Origin of the sequence: Actinoplanes sp. NPDC000266, from assembly GCF_042899005.1 — a bacterium.
Classification (GTDB): Bacteria; Actinomycetota; Actinomycetes; order Mycobacteriales; family Micromonosporaceae; genus Actinoplanes.
The window spans coordinates 563,819-585,932 of record NZ_JBIAZI010000008.1; the positions used below are offsets into that span (position 1 = coordinate 563,819).

A 22,114-nucleotide genomic window follows, 5' to 3' on the forward strand; every position below is an offset into this window, starting at 1 on the left:
GTGCAGGAAAGGCACAACGCGCGGGGATAGTGCTGATACGCAAGGCACGCGTCGCAGTGCTGGATCAGGAGGCGGCGGGAGCGGGTGGCTTCCCACCACGCGCTCACCGGTCCACCCCCAGGATCACGGTGGCGTGACTGGAGAAGATGCCGCCGGTGCCGTGCACGAGGGCGGTCTCGGCCGTCGTGTCCCGCAGCTGCCGGACGGCCTCCACGAGCAGCAGCACGCCGAACTGGCCGGGATGGCAATACGCCAGGCCGCCGCCGCCCGTGTTCATCGGCGTGGTGACCGACAGCCCCTCCCCCGGCGCCGCGAAACCGAGCTGTTCCAGCCCGAGCGGCACCGAGATGGTGAAGGCGTCGTAGAGCTGGATGACGTCGATGTCGGCCGGTGTCAGCCCGGCCGCATGGAACGCCGTCCGGCCCGACTCGATCGCCCCGGTGCGCAGCAGATCGGGCGCGGTGGCCATGCCGGTATGGTCGAGCCTCTCCCCGTAGCCGAGCACGACCGCCGGCGGCCGCGGCAGGTCACGGGCCCGCTCCAGGGACGTGAGCACCACGGCTCCGCCGCCATCGGTCACGAGGCAGCAGTCCAGGACGCCGAGCGGGCTCGACACGAGCGGTGCGGCCAGCACATCCTCCACGGTGAGCGGCCCGGCGCCGTACGTCCAGGCCTTGGGGTTGCGCTGGGCCCGTTCTCTCGCGCCGATCGCCACTTGCGCCAGGTGACGGCGATCGAGGCCGTACGTGTGCAGGTAGCGCTGGGCGACCATCGCGTAATACGACGCGGGATAGAGCGGACGGTACGGCGATTCGTACTCGTCGTCGGCGACGGTGAGAGACCGGGATCGCGCCGAGCGCTGGTTCGAGGCGTACGAGATGACCACCGTCGAGCACTGGCCGGCGTCGATCGCCTGGGCGGCCCGGGCGACGTACATCTCGAAGGCCGAACCGCCCACGAAGGTCGAGTCGCACCATCGAGGCCGCAGGCCGAGATAGTCGGCGAGCTGGGTGACGGGGAAACGGCCGATGTTGTTGGTGGCCAGCGCGTCTACATCGGACAACGTCAGCCCGGCGTCGGTCAGCGCCCGCGTGACGGCCTGGGTCTGCAGGGTGAGCACGTCGAGCCCGGTCTTGCCGAGGTCGCACTCGGCGACCCCGGCGATGGCGACGGTCATTGCTGCGGAAGGCGCAGCCGGGCCGAGGCGGGCGCCACCGCCAGGCGGCCGTCCTCGACCACCTCGACGCGCAGGTCGACGTCCGCGACGCCGTCGTCGACCGAGCGCAGCTCGCCGAGGCAGCGGATCGTCTCCCCCGCGAAGACCAGGCTCCGGAAGCGGAACGACAGCCCGGTCAGGACGCTGTCCGGGCCGAACCAGCCGCGCAGCGCGATGGCCAGATAGGCGCCGAAGACCTGCCCGTCCACCACAGGCCGGTCGAGGCCGCGCGCCGCGAGGTAGGCCGGGTCGTAGTGCAGCCGGTGCCAGTCCCAGGTCGCGCCCGCGTAGGCGATCATGTCGGGCAGCTCGACCCGCCGGACGAGCGGCTCGAACTCAAGCCTCGACATAGATGAGCGCCTCCTCGTTGGTGGCCAGCAGCCGCCCGTCCTGGTTGGTGTAGGTGGCGATCGAGGTGACGATCAGCATCCGCTTGCCGGCGCCGTTGACGCGCTCGGCGATGTCGTCGAGCCGCCAGCGGGCGGTGATGACGTCGCCCGGCCCGGCCGGGCTGTGGAAGCGGTAACTGTTGCCACCGCGGACCAGGCGCGCGCCGGGCACGTCGAGATCCCAGCCGTGCCCGGCGAAACCGTCGGCGTCGCGCGGCCGGTTGGCGTACTGGTTCGTCTCGCACACGAGCGTGGGCGGGGCGACGTCCCCGGCCAGGTGCGCCGGGTCGGTGTCGCCGGTGGCGAGCGCGAAATACCGGATCGACGCCCGCCCCAGCGGCTCGGGCGCGGTGTAGACGGCCTCCTCGCCGACACGGGCGGCCAGCTCCGGCGTCATCACGGCAGCACCGCCGTGGGCACGCTCTCCAGCAGGAAGGAGGGCCGCAGCAGCGCCGAGCAGACCACCGAGACGACCGCCGCGTTCGGGAAATGCTTCTCCCGCAACGCTTTCGTTCGGGGGTACGCCTCGACCGCCGCCGGCGTCACGTATTCGACGAGGCTGGTGACGTGGTCGCCGGTGGCGCCCGCCTCGGCCAGGACGGTCCCGATGCTCGCGTAGACGTACTCGGCCTGTGCTTGGAGGTCCCCGTCGTGCAGCGCCTCCTGCGTCACCGGGTCGAGCGCGCCGAATCCGGAGAGGAACAGATGCTTCCCGGCCTGCACGGCCGGTTCGTAGGTGAGCGTGTCGTAGCGGGCCCAGCCCGGATTGAGCACCCGCAGCGGACCGGTGGCCGCGACGCCGTCCAGCGCGACCCGGGCCCCCGGCGCGACCGGCACGTCGACCAGAATGCCGGCCGCCGCGGGATGGGACGAGCCGAGCACCTCGCGGCGGGGCCGGCCGCAGCGCGGATAGTCGGCCCGGGTCGCCGTGGCCGTGTAGTCGATCGTGCGGACCAGGACCGCGTCGCCCGCCAGCTCCCGCAGCCGCTGGAGACACCAGCGGTACTGCTCGCGGAAGTCACCCTCGGTGGTGTGCACGCTCGGGAGATGGACGATGCCGTCGGCCTGATGGGCAGTCACACCGAGGACGTACGGGGCGGGCGAGCCGGCGACCGCCTCGATCGGCACCCGCGAGACCGGGACGCGATGGCCGCGCAGGGCGAACGAGCGGGCCGCGTCCAGGTCGCTGCCGGTCGCGGCCGTCACGTACTCGGTGATGTGCGCGATGTCGGTGACGGCGAGCCCGGCCGCGGCGAGAGCACCGGCCAGGGCGGCGTAGCCGGGCACGGGCGGAAGGTGGACGGTCACCAGAGGCACCTTTCGGTCGCGTCGAGAAACTCGATGGCGGTGGCCGCCGCGAGGACGGCCGCCGCGCCGGGGCCGAGGTTGGCCTCCGCCTTGGCCTCGAAGCCGGGCCCGGCGGTCGTGTCGACGTGGGAGACGTGCGGGCCGAAGGCGACGATGCCCGGCGCGTCGGCCGCCACCGTGCCGAAGTCCTTCTCCACGACCGTGATGCGGGCGGCGAGGTCCAGCAGGCCGGGCCGGTCGAGGCGGTCGAAGCTGTCCAGCCCGAGGTGGCCGTCGGCGACCATCGAGGCGACGCACCAGTAGAGGCTGAACTTCGCCTCGTAGGCGCTGCGCGGACGGCGTTTGGCGTCGCCGGCGACGATCGGGACGGCGTCGGGGTGCAGGGTGACGGTCAGCGCCTCGGGGGCGGTGCCGGCGAACTGGCGGGCGGCGTCGACCGAGGCGTGCACGAGCTGGCAGGCCGGATAGGGCTTGATGGAGATGAGCGGGATCTCCCAGCCGTCGCCGGTCAGGGTCTCGGACGACGGGTCGCGGCCCGTGAAGGCGCGGTAGAGGCCGTATTCGCCGTCGAGCGCGCCGGGCGGGCCGGTGGCCCCGGCGGCGGCCAGCCGGGCGGCCAGGATGCCGTTGGCGACGGCGGTGCCGGGGTGGAGCTGCTTGGTGCTGGCCGGGCTGTGCAGGAACTCGAGGAGGCCGCTGGCGCCGCTGGCGGCGATGCCGATCGCGTGGGTCAGGGTCGGCGCGTCCAGCCGGAGCAGCTTGCCGGCGGTGACGGCGGCCGCGATCGGGCCGACCATGGAGGTGGCGTGCAGGCCACGGGCGTGGAAGCCGTGCGGCACGGCCGCGCCGAGCCGGCAGGCCGTCTCCAGGCCGGCCACCAGAGCGGTCAGGAAGTCGCCGCCGGTCTGCTCCCCCAGCGCCAGGGCAACGGGCACGGTGACGGCGCTGGGGTGGACCAGGCCGCCGGGGTGGGTGTCGTCGAAGTCGAGCGCGTGAATGGCGACGGCGTTGCCGAACGCGGCGGCCACCGCGCCGAGGCGCTCGCCGCTGAACAGACGCGCCTCGGGCGGGCCGCCCAGTCCGGCGGCGACGGCCAGGGCCGGACCGGCCGCACCCCGGCGGATCCCGGCCACGGCACAGCCGATCGCGTCGATCAGGTGGCGCCGGGCCGTCTCGGCGACCTCGGCCGGAATGTCGTCGGGAGTGAGCCCGGCCGCCCAGCGGCCCAGAAAGATCGCCGCCGTCATGCGGGTTCTCCGAAGGCACCCGCGGCCCGCAACGAGGCCAGCCGCCCTTCGTCGTAGCCGAGCAGGTCGGCCACGTGCGCGAGATCCTCACCGCGCCGTGGGGCGCGCCGATATGCGACGGGCTCGTCACCCACCCGTACGGGGGAAGCGACCTGCCGGACCGTGCCGTAGTGCGGATGTTCGGTCTCCACGACCATCCCCCGCGCGGCCGTGTGCGGGTCGCGCAGAGCGGCGGCGACGTCGTTGACCGGACCGCACGGCACGCCCGCCGGTTCCAGAAGCGCCAGCCATTCCGCCGACTCCCGAGTCGCGAAAGTCTCGTCCAGCACGGCCAGCAGCTCGGCCGCGTGCAGGCGCCGCGTGGCGAACGTCGCGAACCGCTCATCGGCCAGTGACGGCACGGCCAGCACCTCGACCAGGCGCCGCCAGAACTTCTCCTTGGCGCAGCCGACCACGATCCAGCCGTCGGCCGTCGGGAACACCTGGAACGGCACGAGCGACGGGTGGGCCGAGTGGTGCGTCCGGGAGGGGACGAACCCGGCGTTGAGATGCCAGGCGGCCGGATAGGTCAGCATCGCGATCGCCGTGTCGAACAGGCTGACGTCGCAGTCCATGCCCACGCCGTCGCGCCGCGCCTGGTGGAGGCCGGCCAGCAGCGCGACCGCCGCGACCAGGCCGCCCGAGAAGTCCACCAGGGACAGCCCGGACTTGGTGGGTGGCCCGCCCGGCTCGCCGGTGAGCTCCATCCACCCGGCCAGCCCTTGCAGGATGTAGTCGTAGCCGGGCTGGGCGGCGCGCGGCCCGGTCATCCCGAAGCCGGTGAGCGAGCAGCAGACGACGGCCGGGTTCAGGTGCTTGAGCTGGTCGTAGGTGATGCCCATCTTGACCGGCACATCGCCGCGCAGATTCGAGTAGACCGCGTCCGAACCCCGTACGAGATCCTCGAAGACCTCGCGCCCGGCGGCGGTGGCCAGGTCGAGCGAGAGCGAGCGCTTGTTGCGGTTGAAGGTCTCGAAGAACAGCGAGTCCTCACCGTGGTGGTACGGCGGCACGTAGCGGCCGACGTCACCGCCGGTCGCCGGCTCCTCGATCTTGATGATCTCGGCCCCGAGGTCGGCCAAATGCACCGATCCGAACGGGCCGGCGCCGTACTGCTCGACGGCGATGACGCGCACGTCTTCCAGGGGTCTCATCGGTGGCTCCCCACGAGTTCCAGCAGCCTCTTCTGCGCGAGCCGCACCTCGTCGGCCGGCAGCCCGTACGAGGGCGGCGACAGCTTGATCGCGTCGGCCACGCCTTCGTACGAGGCGATCCGGGCCGCGCACTGCCCCGGTGTCCCGGCGATCGCGTAAAAGTCGACCATCTCGTCGGGCACGAGGTCGCCCAGACTGCCGGCGGGACGGCCCGCCCGCAGCGCCGCGCTCGCCACCGAGGTGACCGCACCGAATCCGGCCGCTTCGAACATCGCGGCATAGGACCGGACCGACGCGTAGAAGCCGACCACGTTCGCGGCCCGTCGCCGGGCGGTGCCCGCGTCACGATCGATCGAGCAGCAGGCCGAGGCGACCACATCGAAGCCGGGACGGCGTTCGAGCGGGGGCCTGGTCAAAAGCTCATGACCGAGCCAGCCGTCGGCCACCTCGGCCGCCAGCCGGGTCATCGCCGGCCCGACGGCGGCCAGATAGATGGGGATTTGGGCGCTCGGGTACGGCCGGCGCCAGCCGCGGACGCTGATCGAGCGCACCCCGTCGTGCGTGATCGGGTCGCCCCCGGCCAGCACCGCCCGCACGATCGCCACGGTGTCGCGCATGCGGGCCACCGGCCGCTCGAACGCGACGCCGTGCCAGTCCTGGTTGAGCCGCGCCACGCCGGTGCCGAGGCCGAGCCGGAACCGCCCGCCGGACAGCTCGTCGAGGTCGGCCGCGGTCAGCGCGGTCAGCATCGCGCTGCGGGCGAAGGCGAGCGCCACCCCCGTGCCCACGCCGACCCTCCACGTGCCGCCGGCCAGGGCGGCCGCCGTGACCGGCGCGCTGCGGTGCAGCTCCGGGGCCCAGACGACGCCGGCCCCGGCGTCCTCGGCGGCCCGGGCGGCGTCGACCAGCTCGGCCATCGTCGCGCCCCAGGGCTGCACGTCGAGGCGCATCAGGCCGGCCCGTGCCCGCGCTTGTAGGTCAGCACCGTCCGCTTCCACGTGATGACGTCGGCCCCGTCCTGGTTGAAGCCTGTGGTCGCGAAGGAGACGATCCCCGCGTACGGCCGCGACGCCGACTCGCGCATCGACAGGACCGTGGAGCGGGCGTAGATGGTGTCGCCGACGAACACCGGATGGGGCATCCGGATCTCGTCCCAGCCGAGGTTGGCGAACGCGTGCTGGCTGATGTCCACCACCGACAGGCCCGTCACGATGGCGACGGTCAGGGTGGAGTTGACGAGCAGTTTCCCGTACGGCGTCCGGGCCGCGTAGTCGACGTTGAAGTGGGACTGGTTCGTGTTCATGGTGAGCAACGTGAACCAGGTGTTGTCGGTCTCGGAGATCGTGCGGCCGAGGGGATGCCGATACGTGTCACCGACCGTGAAATCTTCGTAGTAGCGGCCGACCATGGGGCGACGCTAGTTCCGCCGAATCTCCCGGGTCAAGACCCTTGTTTCTCACAGCGGACCAGTGTTTCCATTTCGCGCATGCTCGAGTTGTTCCTCTACCTGCACATCGTCCTCATGGTCTTCTGGCTCGGCGGCGACCTCGGCGTCTTCTACTCGAGCCGCTTCGTCATCGATCCGTCGCTCACCCCGGCCGCCCGGCTGACCGCCCTGAAGATCATGAGCGGGCTCGACCTGGGCCCGAAGATCTGCCTGATCCTGTTCCTGCCCAGCGGCCTGACCCTCATCGCGCTCGACGCGCACGGCGCGAACCTGCCCGGATGGCTGCCCGTGCCGGCCTGGATCGGCGCCCTCGTGTGGGTGTGGCTGATGTACACCGACCATCACGAGCCGGGGAAGCACCCACTGGTGCGGCGGCTCGACTGGCTCATCCGGATCGCGGTCATCGCGGGCATGGCCGGCGCCGGCCTCTACACGCTGATCGCGAGCCGGCCGTTCGGGGTGGACACCAATCCCCGCTGGCTGGGGGCCAAGGTCCTGCTGTACGCCCTGGCCATCGCGGCCGGGCTGGGAATCCGCCGGACGCTGCGGCCGTTCGGGGCGGCCTTCGGCACGGTCATGGGCGGCGCGGCCGGCACCGCGACGGAGACGGTGCTCCGCCGCAGCGTCAACGGCTGCCTGCCGTACGTCTGGACGATCTGGCTCAGCGTCCTGGCCGCCGGCCTCCTCGGGGTCGCCAAACCCCTCGCGAACCTCTAGGCCACGTAGCCGAGCTGGCCCGAGATGCGCGCGGCGGAGGCGCCCAGATCGGCGATCAGGGCGTCGCTCGCCTCCGGCTTGAACCGCATCGCCGGGCCGGCCACGCTGATCACGGCGACCGGGTGACCGTCGTGATCGAAGATCGGGTACGCGATCGACGCGGCGCCGGCCTGGCGCTCGCCCAGCGAGGTCGTGTAGCCCTTCTTGGCCGCGGCGTTCAGGTCCTTGCGGAGCTTCGCCACGTCGACGATGGTCTTCTCGGTGACCCGCTCCAGGGTGTGCCGGCTCAGGTAGTTCTCCCGGTCGGCGCTCGGCACGAAGGCCAGGAACGCCTTGGAGGACGCGCCGGCGTGCAGCGGGAACGGGATGCCCAGGGCCACCTCGAGGCGCAGTTCCTGGTCGGGCACGACCTGGTCGACGTACAACCGGGTGTCACCGCGGCGCAGCGACAGGGTGGCGGTCTCCTTGTACTTGTCCGACAGATATTTCAGCTCGGGCGCGGCCATCGCCCGCACGTCCGTGCGCGCGAGGTAGGCCCGGCCCAGCGCCACCGCGGCGTGCCCGAGCGCGTAGCGCCGGGTGGACGGGTCCAGAGTGATCAGGTCGCGGCTGCGCAGGGCGGTCAGGATGCGGTGGACCGCGGCCTTGGTCAGGCCGAGCGCGCCGGCGATCTCGGTGACGCCCAGATCGGGCGCGTCGACCCGGCCGAAGTAGAGCAGGACGTCCATCGCCCGCTCGACGGCCGCGACCGAGCGCGACTGACTCTCTTCCTCCACCATCGGCGCTGACGGTACTGCTGCCACGGCTGTTACTCCTAAGTAACGAAATCGGAACAAGCTTCGCCGAGCCTATCCCGCCCGTTTCCCGATGCGAAATGGCGTTGACAGCGTTCCGAACAGCCCGTTACCGTCAGCGCAACAGCGTTTCCTGATGCGAAACATCGCTCGAGTCGAAAGGGCGACAGTGCCGGTCGATCACCACACCTTCCGCGCCGTTCTCGGCCAGTGGCCGAGCGGCGTGTGCGTGGTGACCACGACCGGCCCGCGCGGCGCGCACGGCATGACCGCCAGCTCATTCTCCTCCGTCAGCCTCGATCCGCCCCTCGTCTCGGTCTGCCTCGGCAACCACCTGCCCAGCCGCGGCCTGCTCGACGCGGCCGGCAAGTTCGCCCTGAGCTTCCTGGGCAAGGACCAGGCGCACATCGGCCGCCGCTTCGCCGGGCAGCAGCCCGAGATCACCGACCGCTTCGCCGGCCTCGACTGGCGGGTCACCGACAGCGGCATCCCGGTGCTGGCCGACGCGATCGCCTGGCTCGACTGCCGCGTCGCGCACGCCTATCCCGGTGGCGACCACACCATCTTCGTGGGCGAGGTGACCGACGCCGCCACACCCCGGGTCACCGCGCCGCTGCTGTTCCACTCGCGCACCTGGGGCCAGGTCGCCGACCCGCTTCCGGCGTCCCTCCACCTGGCGGTGGAGGTTCCGCCGGGCGATCCCCTCGCGGCCGTTCTGCGCCAGGCCGGTTCCCGGGTACGTCATGACGGGTCCCACGCGGAGTTCACGGTCGACGGCACCGGCGTGCTGCCCCCGCCCTCCTGGTTCGAGGCCGCGCGCGGAACCGGCGCCGCTGTCGTCGGCTATGTGGCCGACGCCTTCGACCCGGCCCGCGAAACGGCCGTCCTCAGCGTGCTCGACGCGCTGACCACGCTCGGCTGCGACGAGGTCGGCCTCACCGAGTCACCGGTCAAACCCGCGTCGCCGTTGCAGGTGCGCCGGGTCCTGCAGGACGCGATCGTGCGGGTGCGCCCGGCCGTCCTGCGGGTCCGCCTGGCCGGCGGGCACAGCCTGGCCCTGGTCAACGCGCTCGTCGCGATGAAGAGCGGCGTCGCCCACTTCGACGCGGTCGCGCCCGGCGCCGGCGCCGCCGGGCTGCCCATGGACGACCTGCTCCACCTGTCCCGCCAACTCGAGGTGCCCGGCCCTCATCTTTCCTTCGAGGAGTGACCATCCATGGCCGACCGACTCACCGGGGAACGCCTCGTCGACGACATGACCGTCGACGAGAAGGCGCGCGCCGCGCTCGTCGAACAGGTGCTGCCCGCGCTGCGGGCCGGCGCCGAGGCGGCCGACCGCGACGGCGCCTTCCCGATCAGGCACATCGGCGTGCTGCGCGAGGCGGGCCTGCTCGGCCTGATCGTCCCCGAGGAGTACGGCGGCCTCGGCGGCAACCTGCGCGACCTGGCCGCGGCCACGTACGCGATGGGCACGGCCTGCCCGTCGACCGCGCTGGCGTTCTTCTTCCACAACACGTCGGCGTCGCGCGGCCTGCTGCCCCTGGAGGCGATCTCCTCCGGCCTGTTCGCCGGCGACGAGGTCCCGGAGGTCCGGGCGTTCGCCGAGAAGGTGCTGCGGCTGATGTCCGGCGGCACGTGGCTGGCCAACTTCGCCAGCGAGTCGGTGAAGAGCAGCAGCGCCAACATCGCCATCGCCACCACGGCCTCGCCGGTCGACGGCGGCTGGGAGCTGACCGGCGAGAAATCGTTCGGCTGCGCCACCGGCATCGCCGATTATTATCTGGTCACGGCCCGGCTCGACGGCACCGGGACGGCCGACGGCCTGGCCATGTTCCTGGTCCCGCGCGAGGCGGCCGGCGTTTCCGAGCGGCCCGCGTGGGACGGCCTGGGCATGCGGGGCAGCGCCAACCACGGCATCCGGCTCGACCGCGCTTTCGTACCGGCCGCCGACGCGCTGACGGTGCCGGGCGCGTTCGTCAAGATGCTGCAGTGCAGCCGGGGCAGCTTCGTCGGCAACCAGCTCGCCATCACGGCCGTCTACACCGGCTGCGCGCAGGCCGTCTACGACGACACCCTCGCCCGGCTGACGCGAAAGACCTTCGCCGACACCGGCAAGTCCATCGCCGAGTCACCCATGCACCAGGTCATCATCGGCGACATGACGGAAAAGCTGGAAACGGCGTACCTCTGGCTGCGCCGCCAATTGCTGATCGAGACGGTCGAGCCGCCCCTGCTGACCAAATCCGAGGTGTACGCCCAATGGCGCATCGCCAAGGGCTCCATCTGCCAGGCCGCGTTCGACGTGGCGGTGGGCGCCTTCAAGGCCTCGGGCACCTCCAGCGCCACCATGCACGGCCTGGTCGGGCGGGCCCTGCGCGACCTGTCGATGGGCCTGGTCATGACCTTCCCACCCGAGCGCGGCCGCCTGGAGGCCGCCTCGGTGGTGACCACCGACAAGGCCAACGAGCTGTTCGCCAGCGTGAGCGTTCCCCGATGAGAGATCTCGTCGCCGGCGAATGGGCCTCGCCGGATGTCCCCATCGGGATCGCGCTGGAGAACCCGGCCACCGGAGCCGTCATCGGGCCGGCTCTGGCGTCCTCCCCGGCCCGGGTCTCGGCTGCTCTCGACGCGGCGGCCGCCCTCGACGCGTGGCCCGTTCCGCCCGAGATCCTGGAGTCCGTGGCGGCCTCGGTGGCGGCGGCCACCGAAGAGATCGTGGCGCTGGAAACGGCCGCGACCGGCGTGCCGATCCGGCAGACCCGTCCGCTCGGGATGATCCTGTCGGGCGCCTTCGCGCTCGCGGCCGCGCAGGTCCGCGCCGGGATCCGCCGTCAGACCGTCACCCGCGACGACGGCCGGGAGGTCCTCGTCGAGCGGTTGCCGTGGGGACCGGCGGCCTGCCTCGTGCCGTGGAACGCGCCCGCGCCGATGGCCGCGCACAAGGTGGCCAACGCCCTCGCGGCCGGATGTCCGGCGATCCTCAAACCGAGCGAGTACGCGCCCTTCGGCACCGAGCGCCTCGCCCTCGCCATCCATGACGCCCTGCGCGAGGCGGACGCGCCGGCCGGGCTCTTCCAGCTCGTGCACGGCGGTGCGGAAGTCGGCCGGCAGCTCGTCGGCGACCCGCGCGTCAAGGCCGTCTCTTTCACCGGCGGTCTGGCCGGGGGCCGTTCCGTCGCGGCGGCCTGCGCCCACGATCTCAAGCCGGTGCAGCTCGAACTCGGCGGCAACAACCCGCTGATCGTCATGCCGGACGCCCCGCTCGAGACCGCCGCCCGGGCCGCGGCCGACCTGCTGACCACCCTGAACGGCCAGTGGTGCCGCGCCCTCGGCCGCCTTCTCGTCCCGGCCGGCCGGCACGACGAGATCGTGACGGCCGTGCTGGAACGGTTGAGCACGCTGCGCGGCGGCGACCCGGCCTCGGACGACACCGACTTCGGGCCGCTGATCCACTCCACCCACCGGGCGGCGGTCGTCGCGGCCCGCGACGCGCTCGGCGGAACGGTCCACGAGGCAGCGGTGCCCGGCCCGGGCAACACCCTCGCCCCGGCGCTCGTCACGGGCGCCGATCCGGCCCGGACCACGGAGGAGATCTTCGGCCCGGTCGCGGCCGTCCACCCGTACACCGATGTCGACGAGGCGGTCGAACTCGCCAACGCCACCCGCTACGGCCTGGAGGGCTACGTCGTCGGCGCCGACGAGGAGAAGGCCCTCGCGGTGGCCCGCGGCCTGCGCGCGGGCGAGGTCAAGGTGAACGGCTCCTCCGTCATGAGCCTCCACCTGTTCACCCCGCGCCCGGCGTGGGGGCTGTCCGGCTTCTCCGAGGAGGGCACGGCCGAGACGCTGCGCTTCTTCACGAACGCCCGCGTCACCGGCGTCGAGGGCGGCTTCGCACTGCACGGCCGGCCATGACGGCCGAGGCGTTGCGGGCCGTGCTCGCCTCCGGCCGCGTCACCCACGCCCCGGGCGTCCACGACCCGCTGACGGCCGCCCTCCTGGTGAAGGCCGGCCATCGGGCCGCCCACCTGTCGGGCGCCGCCGTCTCGGCCCTGACCCTCGGCCGTCCCGACCTCGGCTTCGTGCACGGCACCCACATCGCCGCCGCGGCCTCGGCGATCGTCCCCGCCCTGGCCGCCCTGCCGCTGCTCGCCGACGCGGACACCGGCTACGGCAATCCGCTGCAGGCCGTGTGGACGGCTCAGGCCTACGCCCGCGCGGGGATCTCCGGGCTGCACATCGAGGACCAGGTCCAGCCGAAGCGGTGCGGTCACCTCGCGGGCAAGGAGCTCGTCTCCGTGGAAGTGGCGGCGGCGAAGGTCTCGGCGGTGGCCGAGGAGGTGCCCTCGGTTGCGGTTGTCGCGCGGACCGACGCGTACGCCGTGACGGGGTTGGACGACACGATCGCGCGGTGTGCCGCCTACGTGGAGGCGGGAGCGGACGCGGTCTTTCCGGAAGGCGTGGTCCGCGGGGAGGATCTGGTGCGGTTGGGTGCGGCCCTCCCCGGCGTACCCCTGGTGGTCAATCGCTCCGAAGCCGGGAAGGCCATCGCCCTGAGCGACTCCGAGCTCGCGGAACTGGGCGTACGACTGGTTTTGCACCCCGTGTCGGCGTTGCTGGCCGGGCTGAACGCGGCGGCGGCCGTCTACCGGGCCATCGGCTCGTCTTCGAGCGCGGAACCGGTGGAACGCCTGCGGTGGGCGGAGTTCACCGCGCTCACCGGGCTGGACGACGCGCTCGCCCTCGATTCTCGTCACGCACCTGGGAGGCCGTCGTGAACCGCGTTCTGGTCGCGGGCGCCGGGCCGGTGGGCCTGACGGCCGCGCTCGCCCTGGCCCGCCGGGGGTTCGGGGTGACCGTGCTGGAGGCCGGGGAGAGCCTGGCCGCCGAGTCGCGGGCGTCGACGTTCCACCCGCCGACCCTGGAGATGCTCGACGACCTCGAGGTGGCCGGTGAGCTTCTCGACCGCGGACTGGTGTCGCGGACCTTCGCCTATCGGGACCGGCGGGCCGGCCTGGTCGCGCGGCTCGACCTGTCGGTGCTCGCCGGGGACACCCGGTTCCCCTATCGCCTGCAGTGCGAGCAGTCGAAGCTGACACCGATCCTGATGAACCACCTGCTGCGGCACCAGGGATGCGACGTGCTGTTCGGCTGGCCCGTCGTCTCGGTCGCGCAGACACCGGGCCGGGTGGCGGCCATCGCGGGCGACGGCAGAGCCTTGGAGGCGGACTGGCTGATCGGGGCCGATGGAGCCCATTCGGCCGTGCGGCGGGCGACGGGCGTGTCGTTCGAGGGCATGACCTATCCGGAGCGGTTCCTGGTGGCCTCGGTCGACGAGGAGCTCACGTCGTTTCTCGAGGGGCTGTCGCTCGTCAATTACGTCTACGACCCGGTGGAATGGTGCGTCCTGCTGCGGACACCCGACCATTGGCGCGTCCTGCTGCCGACCCCGTCCGGCACCCCGGACGAGCTGGAAATCTCGCGCCTCGGCGAAAGGCTGCTCGGCGTGCACGATCCGGGCCGGCCCTGGCGGGTGGCGCACACCAGCATGTACCGGGTCCATCAGCGGGTGGCGTCGTCCTTCCGGTCCGGGCGGGTGCTGCTCGCGGGCGACGCCGCGCACGTGAACAATCCGCTCGGCGGGCTCGGCATGAACTCGGGCATTCACGACGCGGTGGCCTACGCGGCGGCGCTGGCCACCGGATCCGACGACGCCGTCACGGCGGCCGCGGCGCTGCGGCGCAAGGTCGCCCACGAATACGTGCAGAGCGTCTCCCATCAGAACTACGAGCGCCTGCGCACCTCCGATCCGGTGGCGCGGGCCACCCATCTGGCCGGGCTGCGGGCCACGGCGGCCGATCCGGTGAAGGCGCGGGCCGCCCTGCTGCGCAGCTCGATGATCGCCTCACTGCGGGAGGCGGCGTGATCCACCGCGAGAATCCGGCCCGCACCTCCGAGATCGTCGGGCATGTCGTGGTCACACCGCCCTCCACTGTGGATGCGGTGGTGCGGGAGGCACACGCCTCGTACCGGCGATGGTCGGCCCTTCCGCTCTTCGAGCGTCTCCTGGCGCTGTCGGACGGCGCGGCCTCGGTCGAGGCGTCGATCGACGACCTGGCGGTGCTGCTGGCCCGGGAGACGGGCAAACCGCTGGCCGACTGCCGGGGCGAGATCGGCTTCGCGGTCCGCTTCCTGCGGTGGGTGGTTGCGGCGGCGCCTTCCGCGTACGCCGACGACACCACCGATGACGAGGCGGGGCGCCTGGTGCGCGTCCACAAGCCGTACGGGGTGGTCGCGGCGATCACGCCCTGGAACGCCCCGATCATCCTGGCCCTGCTCAAAATCGGGCCGGCCCTGGCCGCCGGCAACGCGGTGGTCGTGAAGCCGTCGCCACTCGCGCCCCTGACCATCTCGCGGGTCGCGGCCCTGATCGGCGGGCCGCTGACCGTCGTGCACGGCGGGTCCGAGACGGGCGCGGCCCTGGTCGGCCATCCATTGGTGCGCAAGGTGGCGTTCACCGGGGGCGCGGCCGGCGGGCGGGCGGTGGCGGCCCTCGCGGGTGACCGGCTGACGCCGTCCGTGCTCGAACTGGGCGGCAACGATCCCGCGGTCTTCCTGGACGACGCGCCGTTCGACGACGCGGCGATGGAGCGCCTGGTCATGGCCACCTTCGCCACGAGCGGCCAGGTGTGCATGGCGGCCAAGCGGCTCTACGTGCCCTCGTCGCGCCTGGATGACTTCGTCGAGGCGTACGTCTCGGCCGCCTCTCGGGTTTTGACCACCGGCGACCCCCTGAGGCAAGGCGTGACGATGGGGCCGGTCATCTCGGCCGCCGCGCAGGACGCCGCCAACGCTCTCCGCGCGGGGGACGTGCGCGACCTCGGGCGGTTCGAAGCCGACCCGGTGACCGGTTACTTCGTCCGGCCGGCCCTGGTGGTCTCGCCTCGTTCCGGCTCGGCCCTGGTCGCCTCGGAACAGTTCGGGCCGGTCGTCCCGGTCCTCGGATATTCCTCGGAGGACGCCGTGCTGGCCGCGGCCAACGGCGGCGAGCTCGGCCTCGGCGCCTCGGTGTGGAGCGCCGACGAGGAACGGGCGTTCGCCTTCGCCCGGCGGTTCGAGGCGGGCTTCGCCTTCGTGAACACCCACAACCGTACGGGGATGAGCCTGCGCGCCCCGTTCGGCGGCGTGAAACGGTCGGGCTGGGGACGCGAATACGGGGTCGAGGGCCTGGCCGAATACGCGCAGACCTGCGTGATCCACGCGCCGGCCGCCTATCGGCCGGGAGCGCCCGCTCCGCTGGGTGGGGCGGCCGCCTATCCCGGGGGCTGAAAGTTGTCGTACCCCCGGCCTACGGTGAACCCATGGACTGGAAAATCGAGCTCGTCCCCGTACCGGTGACCGACGTCGACCGGGCCAAGGAATTCTACGTGCGCGTCGGTTTCAACGCCGACCATGACCAGCGGGTCACCGACGGCCTGCGCTTCGTCCAGCTGACCCCGCCGGGCTCGGCCTGCTCGATCTGCCTGGGCGAGGGCATCACCGACAAGACCCCCGGCTCCCAGGAGATCCAGGTCGTCGTCCCCGACGCCGACGCGGCCCACAAACACCTGGTGGAGGTGGGCGTCGAGTGCACCGAGGTCGATCCTCAGCCGTGGGGCCGCTTCGTGCACTTCAAGGACCCCGACGGCAACAGCTGGGCGTTGCAGGAGCTGCCGCCCCGCTGATCAGCGGGGCGACTCCAGATACCCGTTTCCGGCGAGAAAGCCGGCGTGCCGCTCATAGTGCGCCGGCTCCGCCGGAGTCAGAGTGCCCAGCCCGTCGACGTACCGGTTGAACATGCAGAAAGCCGCCGCGATCAACACGGTGTCATGCACCATCCGGTCGTCGGCGCCGGCCGCTCGGGCCCGCTCCACATCGCCCGGACGCACTTCCCGCCCACCGACCCGAACCTTGTCCGCCAGCGCGAGCAGAGCATCCATGAGCTCGGCGCCCGCACGGTCCGGGCCGGTGCCGTGCGGTTCGGCGCTGTGCGGGTGGGTGCTGTGCGGGTGGGTGCTGGCCAGGTGGCGGGCCACGGCGCCGTGGGTCTCGGCGCAGAAATCGCAGTCGTTGCGGCGGGAGACGTAGGCGGCAATCGTTTCTCGCTGGGCCGGGGTCAGCGGGGACGGGCCGCGCAACAGGGCCTCGGCCAGGCCGTTCAGGGCGCCCGCGGTGTCCGGGAAGGCGACCAGCAGGCCGGCGATGCCCGGAAGGGGCGGCAGATCGATGTGCGGCACGGGTCAGCCCTCTTCCACGATGCGATAGGCGGAGCCCGACGCGAACGCGCGGGTCACGTCGTCGGCGGTCAGGCCCCGGCCGGTGAAGCGTTCCACCGCGGCCAGGCCCTTGGCGGTGCGGTAGCCGCTCTCGGCGAAGTCGATGCCGGTCAGGGCCTCGGTCACGGCGGGTGGTGTCTCCTCGCCGCCCCACGGCTCGAACGAGGACAGCACCTCGCCCCGCTCGGCGAACGACAGACGGGTCATGGCGTTGACGTTCCAGTACATGCTCGCGGCCCGGCCACCGGCCGACGCGGCGCCCAGCACGCCCGGATCGGCGCCGCGATAGCCGTTGTCCTCGATCAGGATGACGGCGTCGCCCACGTCCAGCGGGATCACCCACGGGTCGGTGGACTGTCTCAGGGAGAGGTCGCGCTGCAGGGCGTCGATCCGCAGCGGCCGGCTCGGGTCGGCGCCGAACGCGCGCAACGCCTCCTCCACGGCCACCCCGGTCACCACCGTGATGGTGGCGGCCACGCTCAGGCGGCTGCGGCGCACCCAGCGGTAGGCGTGCTCGGGGCGGGCCGAACGGGCCGGCACGGCCTCGCCGCGCAACCGGTGCCCGAGCAGGTCGGTGCGCTTGTGCACGATCTCCGGGGCCGCCGGGGCGGACCAGACCACGAGTTTGTACCGCTCGAACTCGCTGTCGCCGCTGTCCCGGTCGACGGCGTGAATCCGTACCCGGTAGTCGCCGGGCCACGGCGGCGTCTGGTCCCGCAGGCGTCCCGTGGCCGTGCCGTCCGACGACACGATCGACGCCTGGCCCTCGGCCGCGTGCCAGCTGACCTCGACCACGTCCTCCCAGCCGTCCTCCAGTTCGGAGGGCGGCTCCGCCAGCACGACCAGTTCGACACGGACATGCCCCGCGGCGACACCGGTCCGTACGACCACTCCCCCGTCACCGGCCACGGCCAGCCCGTTGGCCGAGAAGTCATCGGCCGCCGGAAACGCGGCCTCGACGAGCCCGAAGCGGTGTCCCACCACCCCCACCGACCCGGACATGTGCCGGGGCATCAGATATTCGGCCCGGACCTTGTCGAGCAGCGCCGCCGCGTACGCCGCCGGCATCGGAACCTCCCGCAGCACCAGAACCGCCACGCCCACCCCGAGCCCCACAGCGGCCGCGGCCCTGGACACGATCACCGGCGGATCAGCCTGCTCCACCACCACCGCGGCCACCGCCACCGCCAGGCCGAGATGCCCAGCCCCGTGCATGGCCGCGATGGCAGCCTCGGTGGCGGCCCGGCCCTCCAGCAGAGGCGCGATCTCCGGATGGGTTCTCAGCTCTCGCACCAGATCGGCCACGCGGGCGCCCAGGCCGGGCCGGAGACGCTCCAGCAGAGCGGCCGCGCTCACCGCCTCGGAATCGGGGCCGCCGGAGACGACGACGGCGAACCGGGCCTCCACCGGCGCCGGCAGCCCGGCCGACACCGCGGGCGCGGCATTCCAATCGTGCCGGGCCAGAAACCGCTCGAGCGCCCCGAGCACCCGTTCCGGCGGGAGCGGCCCGATCGTTCGCAGGGCGTTCAGGAATTCGGGCTCGCCGTCGCGGCGCGGGTGCACCGGTCGCGGGTCCCTCTCGACCGGCGCGGCCAGGCGGCCCAGCAGCATGGCGGGCGTCGCCGGGACGCGCTCGGCGAGCATCGGCAGGGTGCGGGCGACGAAGGCCGCGAGGTCGTCCAGTGCAAGGTCCATCGACGAACGACGCTATCGAACTTCCGGCCCGGGCGCGGCCCCGGCAGATCAGGCCTCGGTGTAGTCCACGACCGCCCGTTCGGTCAGCAGCGGGCGGACCCACGCGCCGAACTCGTGGTGGCGCGGATGAGATTGATAGGCCTGCAGGTCGGCCACGGAAAGGTGGGTCGTCCGGAGCAGCAAATGCCAGGAAACGGGGGTTTCCAGCTCGTCCAGGGCGCAGAAAAACGTGCGGATGCCGGGAACGGCACCGGCTAGTTCTTCCCATCGCAACTTGGCCTTGGGAGCATCGCCGGCATCCGCGAATTTCATCATCACGACGTGCACCAGCACTTGTGCCTCCTCAACCTCTTTTGCTGCCCGGCTCCCAAGTGTAGTTTTGGGAAACGCCGTTTCGCTAGGGGGAACCACGGATGGCACCTGTTCGCGTCGCCGCCGGGCAGATCGAGGCCGGGCCGGACGTTGCCGCAAACCTTGCCGCCTGCCTGCGGGTGATCGACGCGGCCGCGGCGGCGGGCGCGCAGCTCGTGGTCCTGCCGGAATTCTGCAACCATCTGTCCTGGTACGCGTCCCGCGAACAGGCACATCAGCTCGCCACCCGGTCCGGCGACGGCTTCCTGAGCGCCATCGCCGGCCGTGCCCGGCGGCACGCGATGTGGATCAAGGTCAACGTCACTCATGCGTACGAGAACGGCCGCACCGGCGGCACCAACCTGATCTTCGATGAGAGGGGGGAGATCGTCGGGCGCTGCGACAAGCAGACGTTGATGGGCGCCGAGAACGACTTTCTCGATCCGGCCGACCGGGTCGGCCCCGTCCTCGACACGCCCTTGGGACGCCTCGGCATGTACGCGTGCATGGAGGGCGTCATCAACGAGGTCGCCCGCGGCCTGACCCTGCGCGGGGCCCAGGTCCTGCTCAACAGCCTGAACAGCTTCGCCACCGACGAGGCCGATCTGCACATCCCGGTTCGGGCGGCCGAGAACAAGGTGTGGGTGGTCGCCGCCAACAAGGTCGGCCCGCTGCTGCCGGCCGGCGAGCTTCCGGCCATCGCCGAACGGCTCGGCGTCCCCCCGGAGTGGCTGCACGGCGCCGGCGAGAGCCAGATCGTCGCCCCGGACGGCACGGTCGTGGCCAAGGCCCCGCGGACCGGCGAGGCCATCGTCGTGGCCGACATCGAGCCGTCGCGGGCCGACGACAAGCGCCGGCCCGACGGCACCGACATCCTGGTCAGCCGGCGGCCCGAGCTGTACGCCCCGATCGCCGAGCCGCCGGTCGGCCGGCGCCGCGGGCCCGGCGCCGCCGAGCTGAAGGTCGCCGTCGTCCGCGGTTTCGGCCATGTGCGGGAAGCCGCCCTGGAGGGCCACGAGCTGATCGTGCTGCCCGAGCTGTCGGCCGGACCGCAGGCGCTGGCCGCCGCGCTCGGCGGCACCGCGGGAATCGCCGTCACCACCGTCATCGAGAACGGCGCGCACACCGGCATCGCCGTCGACGCCCGGGGCGTCGTCGCCCGCCAGCCGCAGCTGCACGCCACCCGCGGCGCCGGGCCGGCCGGCCACTCGCCCACCGGCAAGCGGATCGTCCCGGTCGACCTGCCCTGGGGGCGGCTGGCCGTGGTCGCCGGTGACGACGCGCTCTATCCGGAGACCTTCCGGCTGGCCGCCCTGGCCGACGCCGACGTGGTCGCCGTGCCGTACCGGGCCCAGGAGCCGTGGGAGCTCGCGCTCGGACTGCCCGAGCGGGCCGCCGAGAACCGCCTCAACGTGGTGGTGTCCACGCCGTACGGGCAGCCGGCCGCCGTCTTCGGGCTCAGCCCCGACTTCACGCTCTGGACGCGCTGGCAGGGCCCGTTCACCGGACGCATCTCGACACCTCTGCGCACCGACGTGCCACCGACCACCAACCGGGCCACCGCCGTCGTCTCGCCCGCGCAGGCCGCCAACCGGCTCGTCTCACGCCGCACCGACCTGGTCGACGGCCGCCCGTGGCGGCTCCTCGACGCCTTAATCAACTAGAAGGGGACCACCGTGGCGGAATCCCTCCAGCACGTGGAGGACATGGTCGACGGCTCGCCCGTCGTCGACGTGCACGACACGTTCCACTACTACCAGGACCTCCTCGCCGCCCTGAAGGCGAAAATAGACGCCCGTTTCGAGCTCACCCGCGACCCGTCGACCCTCGAACTCGAGAGCTACGGCGACTATCCGGACGGCCCGGGCGGCTCGCTCGCCGCGTATTCGGGCCCCGAGGTCGACTGGATGGTGCACTCGTGGCTGGGGAACCCGGGCGCCAGCTTCGCCAACCTGCACCTGACGTGCTGGCTCGGCCCGCAGGTCGACGTCCCCCATCTGGGCATCGCGCTGCTCGTCTGGCCGGGCGGCTGGTTCTATCTCGACTCGGTGCCGCGGACGAACATGGTCGAGGACGGCGAGTACTACGACAAGTACTACGCCCCGCTCGACCAGGAATGGCTGGAGCTGCGCGCCGATCCCCAGTTCGAATACTTCGTGAGCCGGGCCGGTTTCATCCGGGCCAGCCTGTCGCCCACGGCGTACTGCTACTCGTTCGAGCGCAGCAAGCGCAACCTCGACATCGTCTCGGAGAAGGCACACGCCCACGTCGACCGGTGGCTGTCCTGGGTGGACAGCGCGACGCCCGTCCCCGAGAGCGAGCGCGCGGCCCTCGCGGCCCGGGATCTGAGGATCCGGCGGAACATCGCCGACCGCGACCCGGCCAACGTCATGGGCGTGCGCTACTTCGGCCAGGAGACCACGGATCAGCTCGTCCGCGGGCTCTGGGGCGGCGACCGGCGGCTGCCGCGGCCCGGGGTGGCTTCATGACCGTACGTTCCGTGTGGTGGGCGGCGGCGATTCCCGGCGCCGAGGCACCGTTCGACACGGCCCATCTGCGCGTCTACTACCCGGCGGCGCCGACCGGCTCGGACGCCGAACGGCTGTCGGGCGTCTTCCCGATCGAGCCGTCGGAGACGCCGTACCCGGTTGTCGTCATCGTCTCCGGCGTCAACGTCGGCCAGGAGGCGTACCGCTGGCTCGCCACCGATCTGGCCGGCCGGGGCTACGTCGCCGTCACCTACGACTGGGTGGGCGAGCTGTTCGGCGGGCTGCGCGGCATCACCCCGGGCGTCGAGCTCGCGGCGGCGCGCCCCGACGCGTACGGCACGAGGCCGACCACGCCGAGCGTGCCCGCCGTGCTGGAGGCCCTGGCCGCCATGACCGGTCCCGTGCAGGGGCATCTCGACCTCGAGAACGTCGGCCTGATCGGGCATTCGGCGGGCGGCACCGTCATCCTCCAGAGCGCCCGGTTCTTTCCGTCGGTCAAGGCCGTCGCCGCCTACGGCACGCACACGATGGTCGCGACCATGCTCGGCTGGCCCGCCGGAACCGTGCTGCCGGCCCAGGTCGACTCGCCCGTGCTGCTGATGGCCGGCGAGAACGACGGCGTCATCAACGGCTCGGCCGACCGCTACGGCGAGGACGCGGCCACCCGCCGCGACCCGATCAGCCGGACCTTCGACGAGGCGCTGCCCGGCACCGGCGGCCACCTGCACGTCACGTTCGCCGGCGCCAACCACTTCGGCATCGTGCACCCCGTCGACGAGACCGCCGCCCGTGCCTTCCTCGACCGGGAGGCGAGCGTCGATCCCGCGAAGACCCGGGCCGCCCTGGCCGACGTGACGGCCGCCTTCCTCGACGTACAGCTGAAAAAGAGCGCAAGCGACGCGCTCACCGAAGCCCTCCAGTCCCCCGAAGTCGCCGAGATCCGGCGGAGGTAAGAC

General features: G+C 72.4%; 23 protein-coding genes and 1 pseudogene. 11 read left to right on the plus strand and 13 right to left on the minus strand.

Features of this window, described 5'->3' with window-relative positions; genetic code table 11:
• Positions 1 to 2 precede the first annotated feature (2 nt).
• The 9 genes and pseudogenes from ACFY36_RS32980 to ACFY36_RS33020 all read right to left on the minus strand — a co-directional run.
• Positions 3 to 107: pseudogene (locus ACFY36_RS32980) on the minus strand (zinc ribbon domain-containing protein); the annotation flags it as partial.
• Positions 104 to 1,177, minus strand: a complete 1,074-nt coding sequence (locus tag ACFY36_RS32985; protein WP_499749822.1) for a thiolase C-terminal domain-containing protein — start codon at positions 1,175 to 1,177, stop codon at positions 104 to 106. The gene ACFY36_RS32985 and the pseudogene ACFY36_RS32980, both read right to left, overlap by 4 nt.
• Positions 1,174 to 1,566: a MaoC/PaaZ C-terminal domain-containing protein gene (locus ACFY36_RS32990; protein ID WP_499749823.1), complete on the minus strand. Its 393-nt coding sequence runs from the start codon at positions 1,564 to 1,566 to the stop codon at positions 1,174 to 1,176. The genes ACFY36_RS32985 and ACFY36_RS32990 overlap by 4 nt, the downstream gene beginning before the upstream one ends.
• Complete coding sequence (locus ACFY36_RS32995; RefSeq protein WP_499749868.1) at positions 1,553 to 2,002, minus strand: FAS1-like dehydratase domain-containing protein; 450 nt, start codon at positions 2,000 to 2,002, stop codon at positions 1,553 to 1,555. The genes ACFY36_RS32990 and ACFY36_RS32995 overlap by 14 nt, the downstream gene beginning before the upstream one ends.
• Positions 2,002 to 2,913, minus strand: coding sequence for a RidA family protein (locus ACFY36_RS33000; RefSeq protein ID WP_499749824.1), 912 nt, complete (start codon positions 2,911 to 2,913; stop codon positions 2,002 to 2,004). Before ACFY36_RS33000 ends, ACFY36_RS32995 begins: the two co-directional genes overlap by 1 nt.
• Positions 2,910 to 4,160: an MmgE/PrpD family protein gene (locus ACFY36_RS33005; protein WP_499749825.1), complete on the minus strand. Its 1,251-nt coding sequence runs from the start codon at positions 4,158 to 4,160 to the stop codon at positions 2,910 to 2,912. Before ACFY36_RS33005 ends, ACFY36_RS33000 begins: the two co-directional genes overlap by 4 nt.
• On the minus strand, positions 4,157 to 5,353 hold the full coding sequence (locus tag ACFY36_RS33010) for a CaiB/BaiF CoA transferase family protein (protein ID WP_499749826.1): 1,197 nt from the start codon (positions 5,351 to 5,353) through the stop codon (positions 4,157 to 4,159). Before ACFY36_RS33010 ends, ACFY36_RS33005 begins: the two co-directional genes overlap by 4 nt.
• A complete protein-coding gene (locus ACFY36_RS33015; protein WP_499749827.1) occupies positions 5,350 to 6,303 on the minus strand; it encodes an LLM class flavin-dependent oxidoreductase in 954 nt (317 codons plus the stop codon). The genes ACFY36_RS33010 and ACFY36_RS33015 overlap by 4 nt, the downstream gene beginning before the upstream one ends.
• Positions 6,303 to 6,761 (minus strand): MaoC family dehydratase, encoded by a 459-nt coding sequence (locus tag ACFY36_RS33020; protein ID WP_499749828.1) that lies wholly within the window; start codon positions 6,759 to 6,761, stop codon positions 6,303 to 6,305. The genes ACFY36_RS33015 and ACFY36_RS33020 overlap by 1 nt, the downstream gene beginning before the upstream one ends.
• A gap of 78 nt (positions 6,762 to 6,839) precedes the next feature.
• Between ACFY36_RS33020 and ACFY36_RS33025 the strand changes: the two genes are divergently transcribed.
• Positions 6,840 to 7,517, plus strand: a complete 678-nt coding sequence (locus tag ACFY36_RS33025; protein WP_499749829.1) for a hypothetical protein — start codon at positions 6,840 to 6,842, stop codon at positions 7,515 to 7,517.
• Here ACFY36_RS33025 and ACFY36_RS33030 read toward each other — a convergent pair.
• Complete coding sequence (locus ACFY36_RS33030) at positions 7,514 to 8,296, minus strand: IclR family transcriptional regulator (RefSeq protein ID WP_499749830.1); 783 nt, start codon at positions 8,294 to 8,296, stop codon at positions 7,514 to 7,516. The two genes, ACFY36_RS33025 and ACFY36_RS33030, sit on opposite strands and share 4 nt — an antisense overlap.
• A gap of 151 nt (positions 8,297 to 8,447) precedes the next feature.
• Here ACFY36_RS33030 and ACFY36_RS33035 point away from each other — a divergent pair, with 151 nt between their 5' ends.
• From ACFY36_RS33035 to ACFY36_RS33065, 7 genes are read left to right on the plus strand one after another with little or no spacing between them, the layout of a single operon-like run.
• On the plus strand, positions 8,448 to 9,521 hold the full coding sequence (locus ACFY36_RS33035) for a flavin reductase family protein (RefSeq protein WP_499749831.1): 1,074 nt from the start codon (positions 8,448 to 8,450) through the stop codon (positions 9,519 to 9,521).
• A 6-nt stretch (positions 9,522 to 9,527) separates the two neighbouring features.
• Positions 9,528 to 10,808, plus strand: coding sequence for an acyl-CoA dehydrogenase family protein (locus ACFY36_RS33040; protein WP_499749832.1), 1,281 nt, complete (start codon positions 9,528 to 9,530; stop codon positions 10,806 to 10,808).
• On the plus strand, positions 10,805 to 12,223 hold the full coding sequence (locus ACFY36_RS33045) for an aldehyde dehydrogenase family protein (RefSeq protein ID WP_499749833.1): 1,419 nt from the start codon (positions 10,805 to 10,807) through the stop codon (positions 12,221 to 12,223). Before ACFY36_RS33040 ends, ACFY36_RS33045 begins: the two co-directional genes overlap by 4 nt.
• The gene (locus ACFY36_RS33050) at positions 12,220 to 13,086 is read left to right on the plus strand and encodes an isocitrate lyase/PEP mutase family protein (protein ID WP_499749834.1); all 867 of its coding nucleotides are present in this window, start codon (positions 12,220 to 12,222) and stop codon (positions 13,084 to 13,086) included. Before ACFY36_RS33045 ends, ACFY36_RS33050 begins: the two co-directional genes overlap by 4 nt.
• Complete coding sequence (locus tag ACFY36_RS33055; protein ID WP_499749835.1) at positions 13,083 to 14,234, plus strand: FAD-dependent oxidoreductase; 1,152 nt, start codon at positions 13,083 to 13,085, stop codon at positions 14,232 to 14,234. The genes ACFY36_RS33050 and ACFY36_RS33055 overlap by 4 nt, the downstream gene beginning before the upstream one ends.
• Positions 14,231 to 15,637 (plus strand): aldehyde dehydrogenase family protein, encoded by a 1,407-nt coding sequence (locus ACFY36_RS33060; protein WP_499749836.1) that lies wholly within the window; start codon positions 14,231 to 14,233, stop codon positions 15,635 to 15,637. The genes ACFY36_RS33055 and ACFY36_RS33060 overlap by 4 nt, the downstream gene beginning before the upstream one ends.
• Positions 15,638 to 15,669: 32 nt before the next feature.
• The gene (locus tag ACFY36_RS33065) at positions 15,670 to 16,032 is read left to right on the plus strand and encodes a glyoxalase superfamily protein (RefSeq protein WP_499749837.1); all 363 of its coding nucleotides are present in this window, start codon (positions 15,670 to 15,672) and stop codon (positions 16,030 to 16,032) included.
• Here the strand turns inward: ACFY36_RS33065 and ACFY36_RS33070 are convergent, their stop codons facing one another.
• From ACFY36_RS33070 to ACFY36_RS33080, 3 genes are read right to left on the minus strand one after another with little or no spacing between them, the layout of a single operon-like run.
• Entirely contained in the window at positions 16,033 to 16,584 is a 552-nt protein-coding gene (locus ACFY36_RS33070; RefSeq protein WP_499749838.1) for a carboxymuconolactone decarboxylase family protein, read from the minus strand.
• Positions 16,585 to 16,587: 3 nt separating this feature from the next.
• Positions 16,588 to 18,318 (minus strand): DUF6461 domain-containing protein, encoded by a 1,731-nt coding sequence (locus ACFY36_RS33075; RefSeq protein ID WP_499749839.1) that lies wholly within the window; start codon positions 18,316 to 18,318, stop codon positions 16,588 to 16,590.
• Between the two features lie 48 nt (positions 18,319 to 18,366).
• Positions 18,367 to 18,651: a Dabb family protein gene (locus ACFY36_RS33080; protein ID WP_499749840.1), complete on the minus strand. Its 285-nt coding sequence runs from the start codon at positions 18,649 to 18,651 to the stop codon at positions 18,367 to 18,369.
• Positions 18,652 to 18,731: 80 nt separating this feature from the next.
• Between ACFY36_RS33080 and ACFY36_RS33085 the strand changes: the two genes are divergently transcribed.
• The 3 genes from ACFY36_RS33085 to ACFY36_RS33095 are packed head-to-tail and all read left to right on the plus strand — an operon-like array spanning position 18,732 to position 22,111.
• A complete protein-coding gene (locus ACFY36_RS33085; protein WP_499749841.1) occupies positions 18,732 to 20,333 on the plus strand; it encodes a nitrilase-related carbon-nitrogen hydrolase in 1,602 nt (533 codons plus the stop codon).
• 12 nt (positions 20,334 to 20,345) lie between these two features.
• A complete protein-coding gene (locus ACFY36_RS33090) occupies positions 20,346 to 21,158 on the plus strand; it encodes an oxidoreductase (protein ID WP_499749842.1) in 813 nt (270 codons plus the stop codon).
• Positions 21,155 to 22,111, plus strand: coding sequence for an alpha/beta hydrolase family protein (locus tag ACFY36_RS33095; protein ID WP_499749843.1), 957 nt, complete (start codon positions 21,155 to 21,157; stop codon positions 22,109 to 22,111). Before ACFY36_RS33090 ends, ACFY36_RS33095 begins: the two co-directional genes overlap by 4 nt.
• Positions 22,112 to 22,114: the final 3 nt, after the last annotated feature.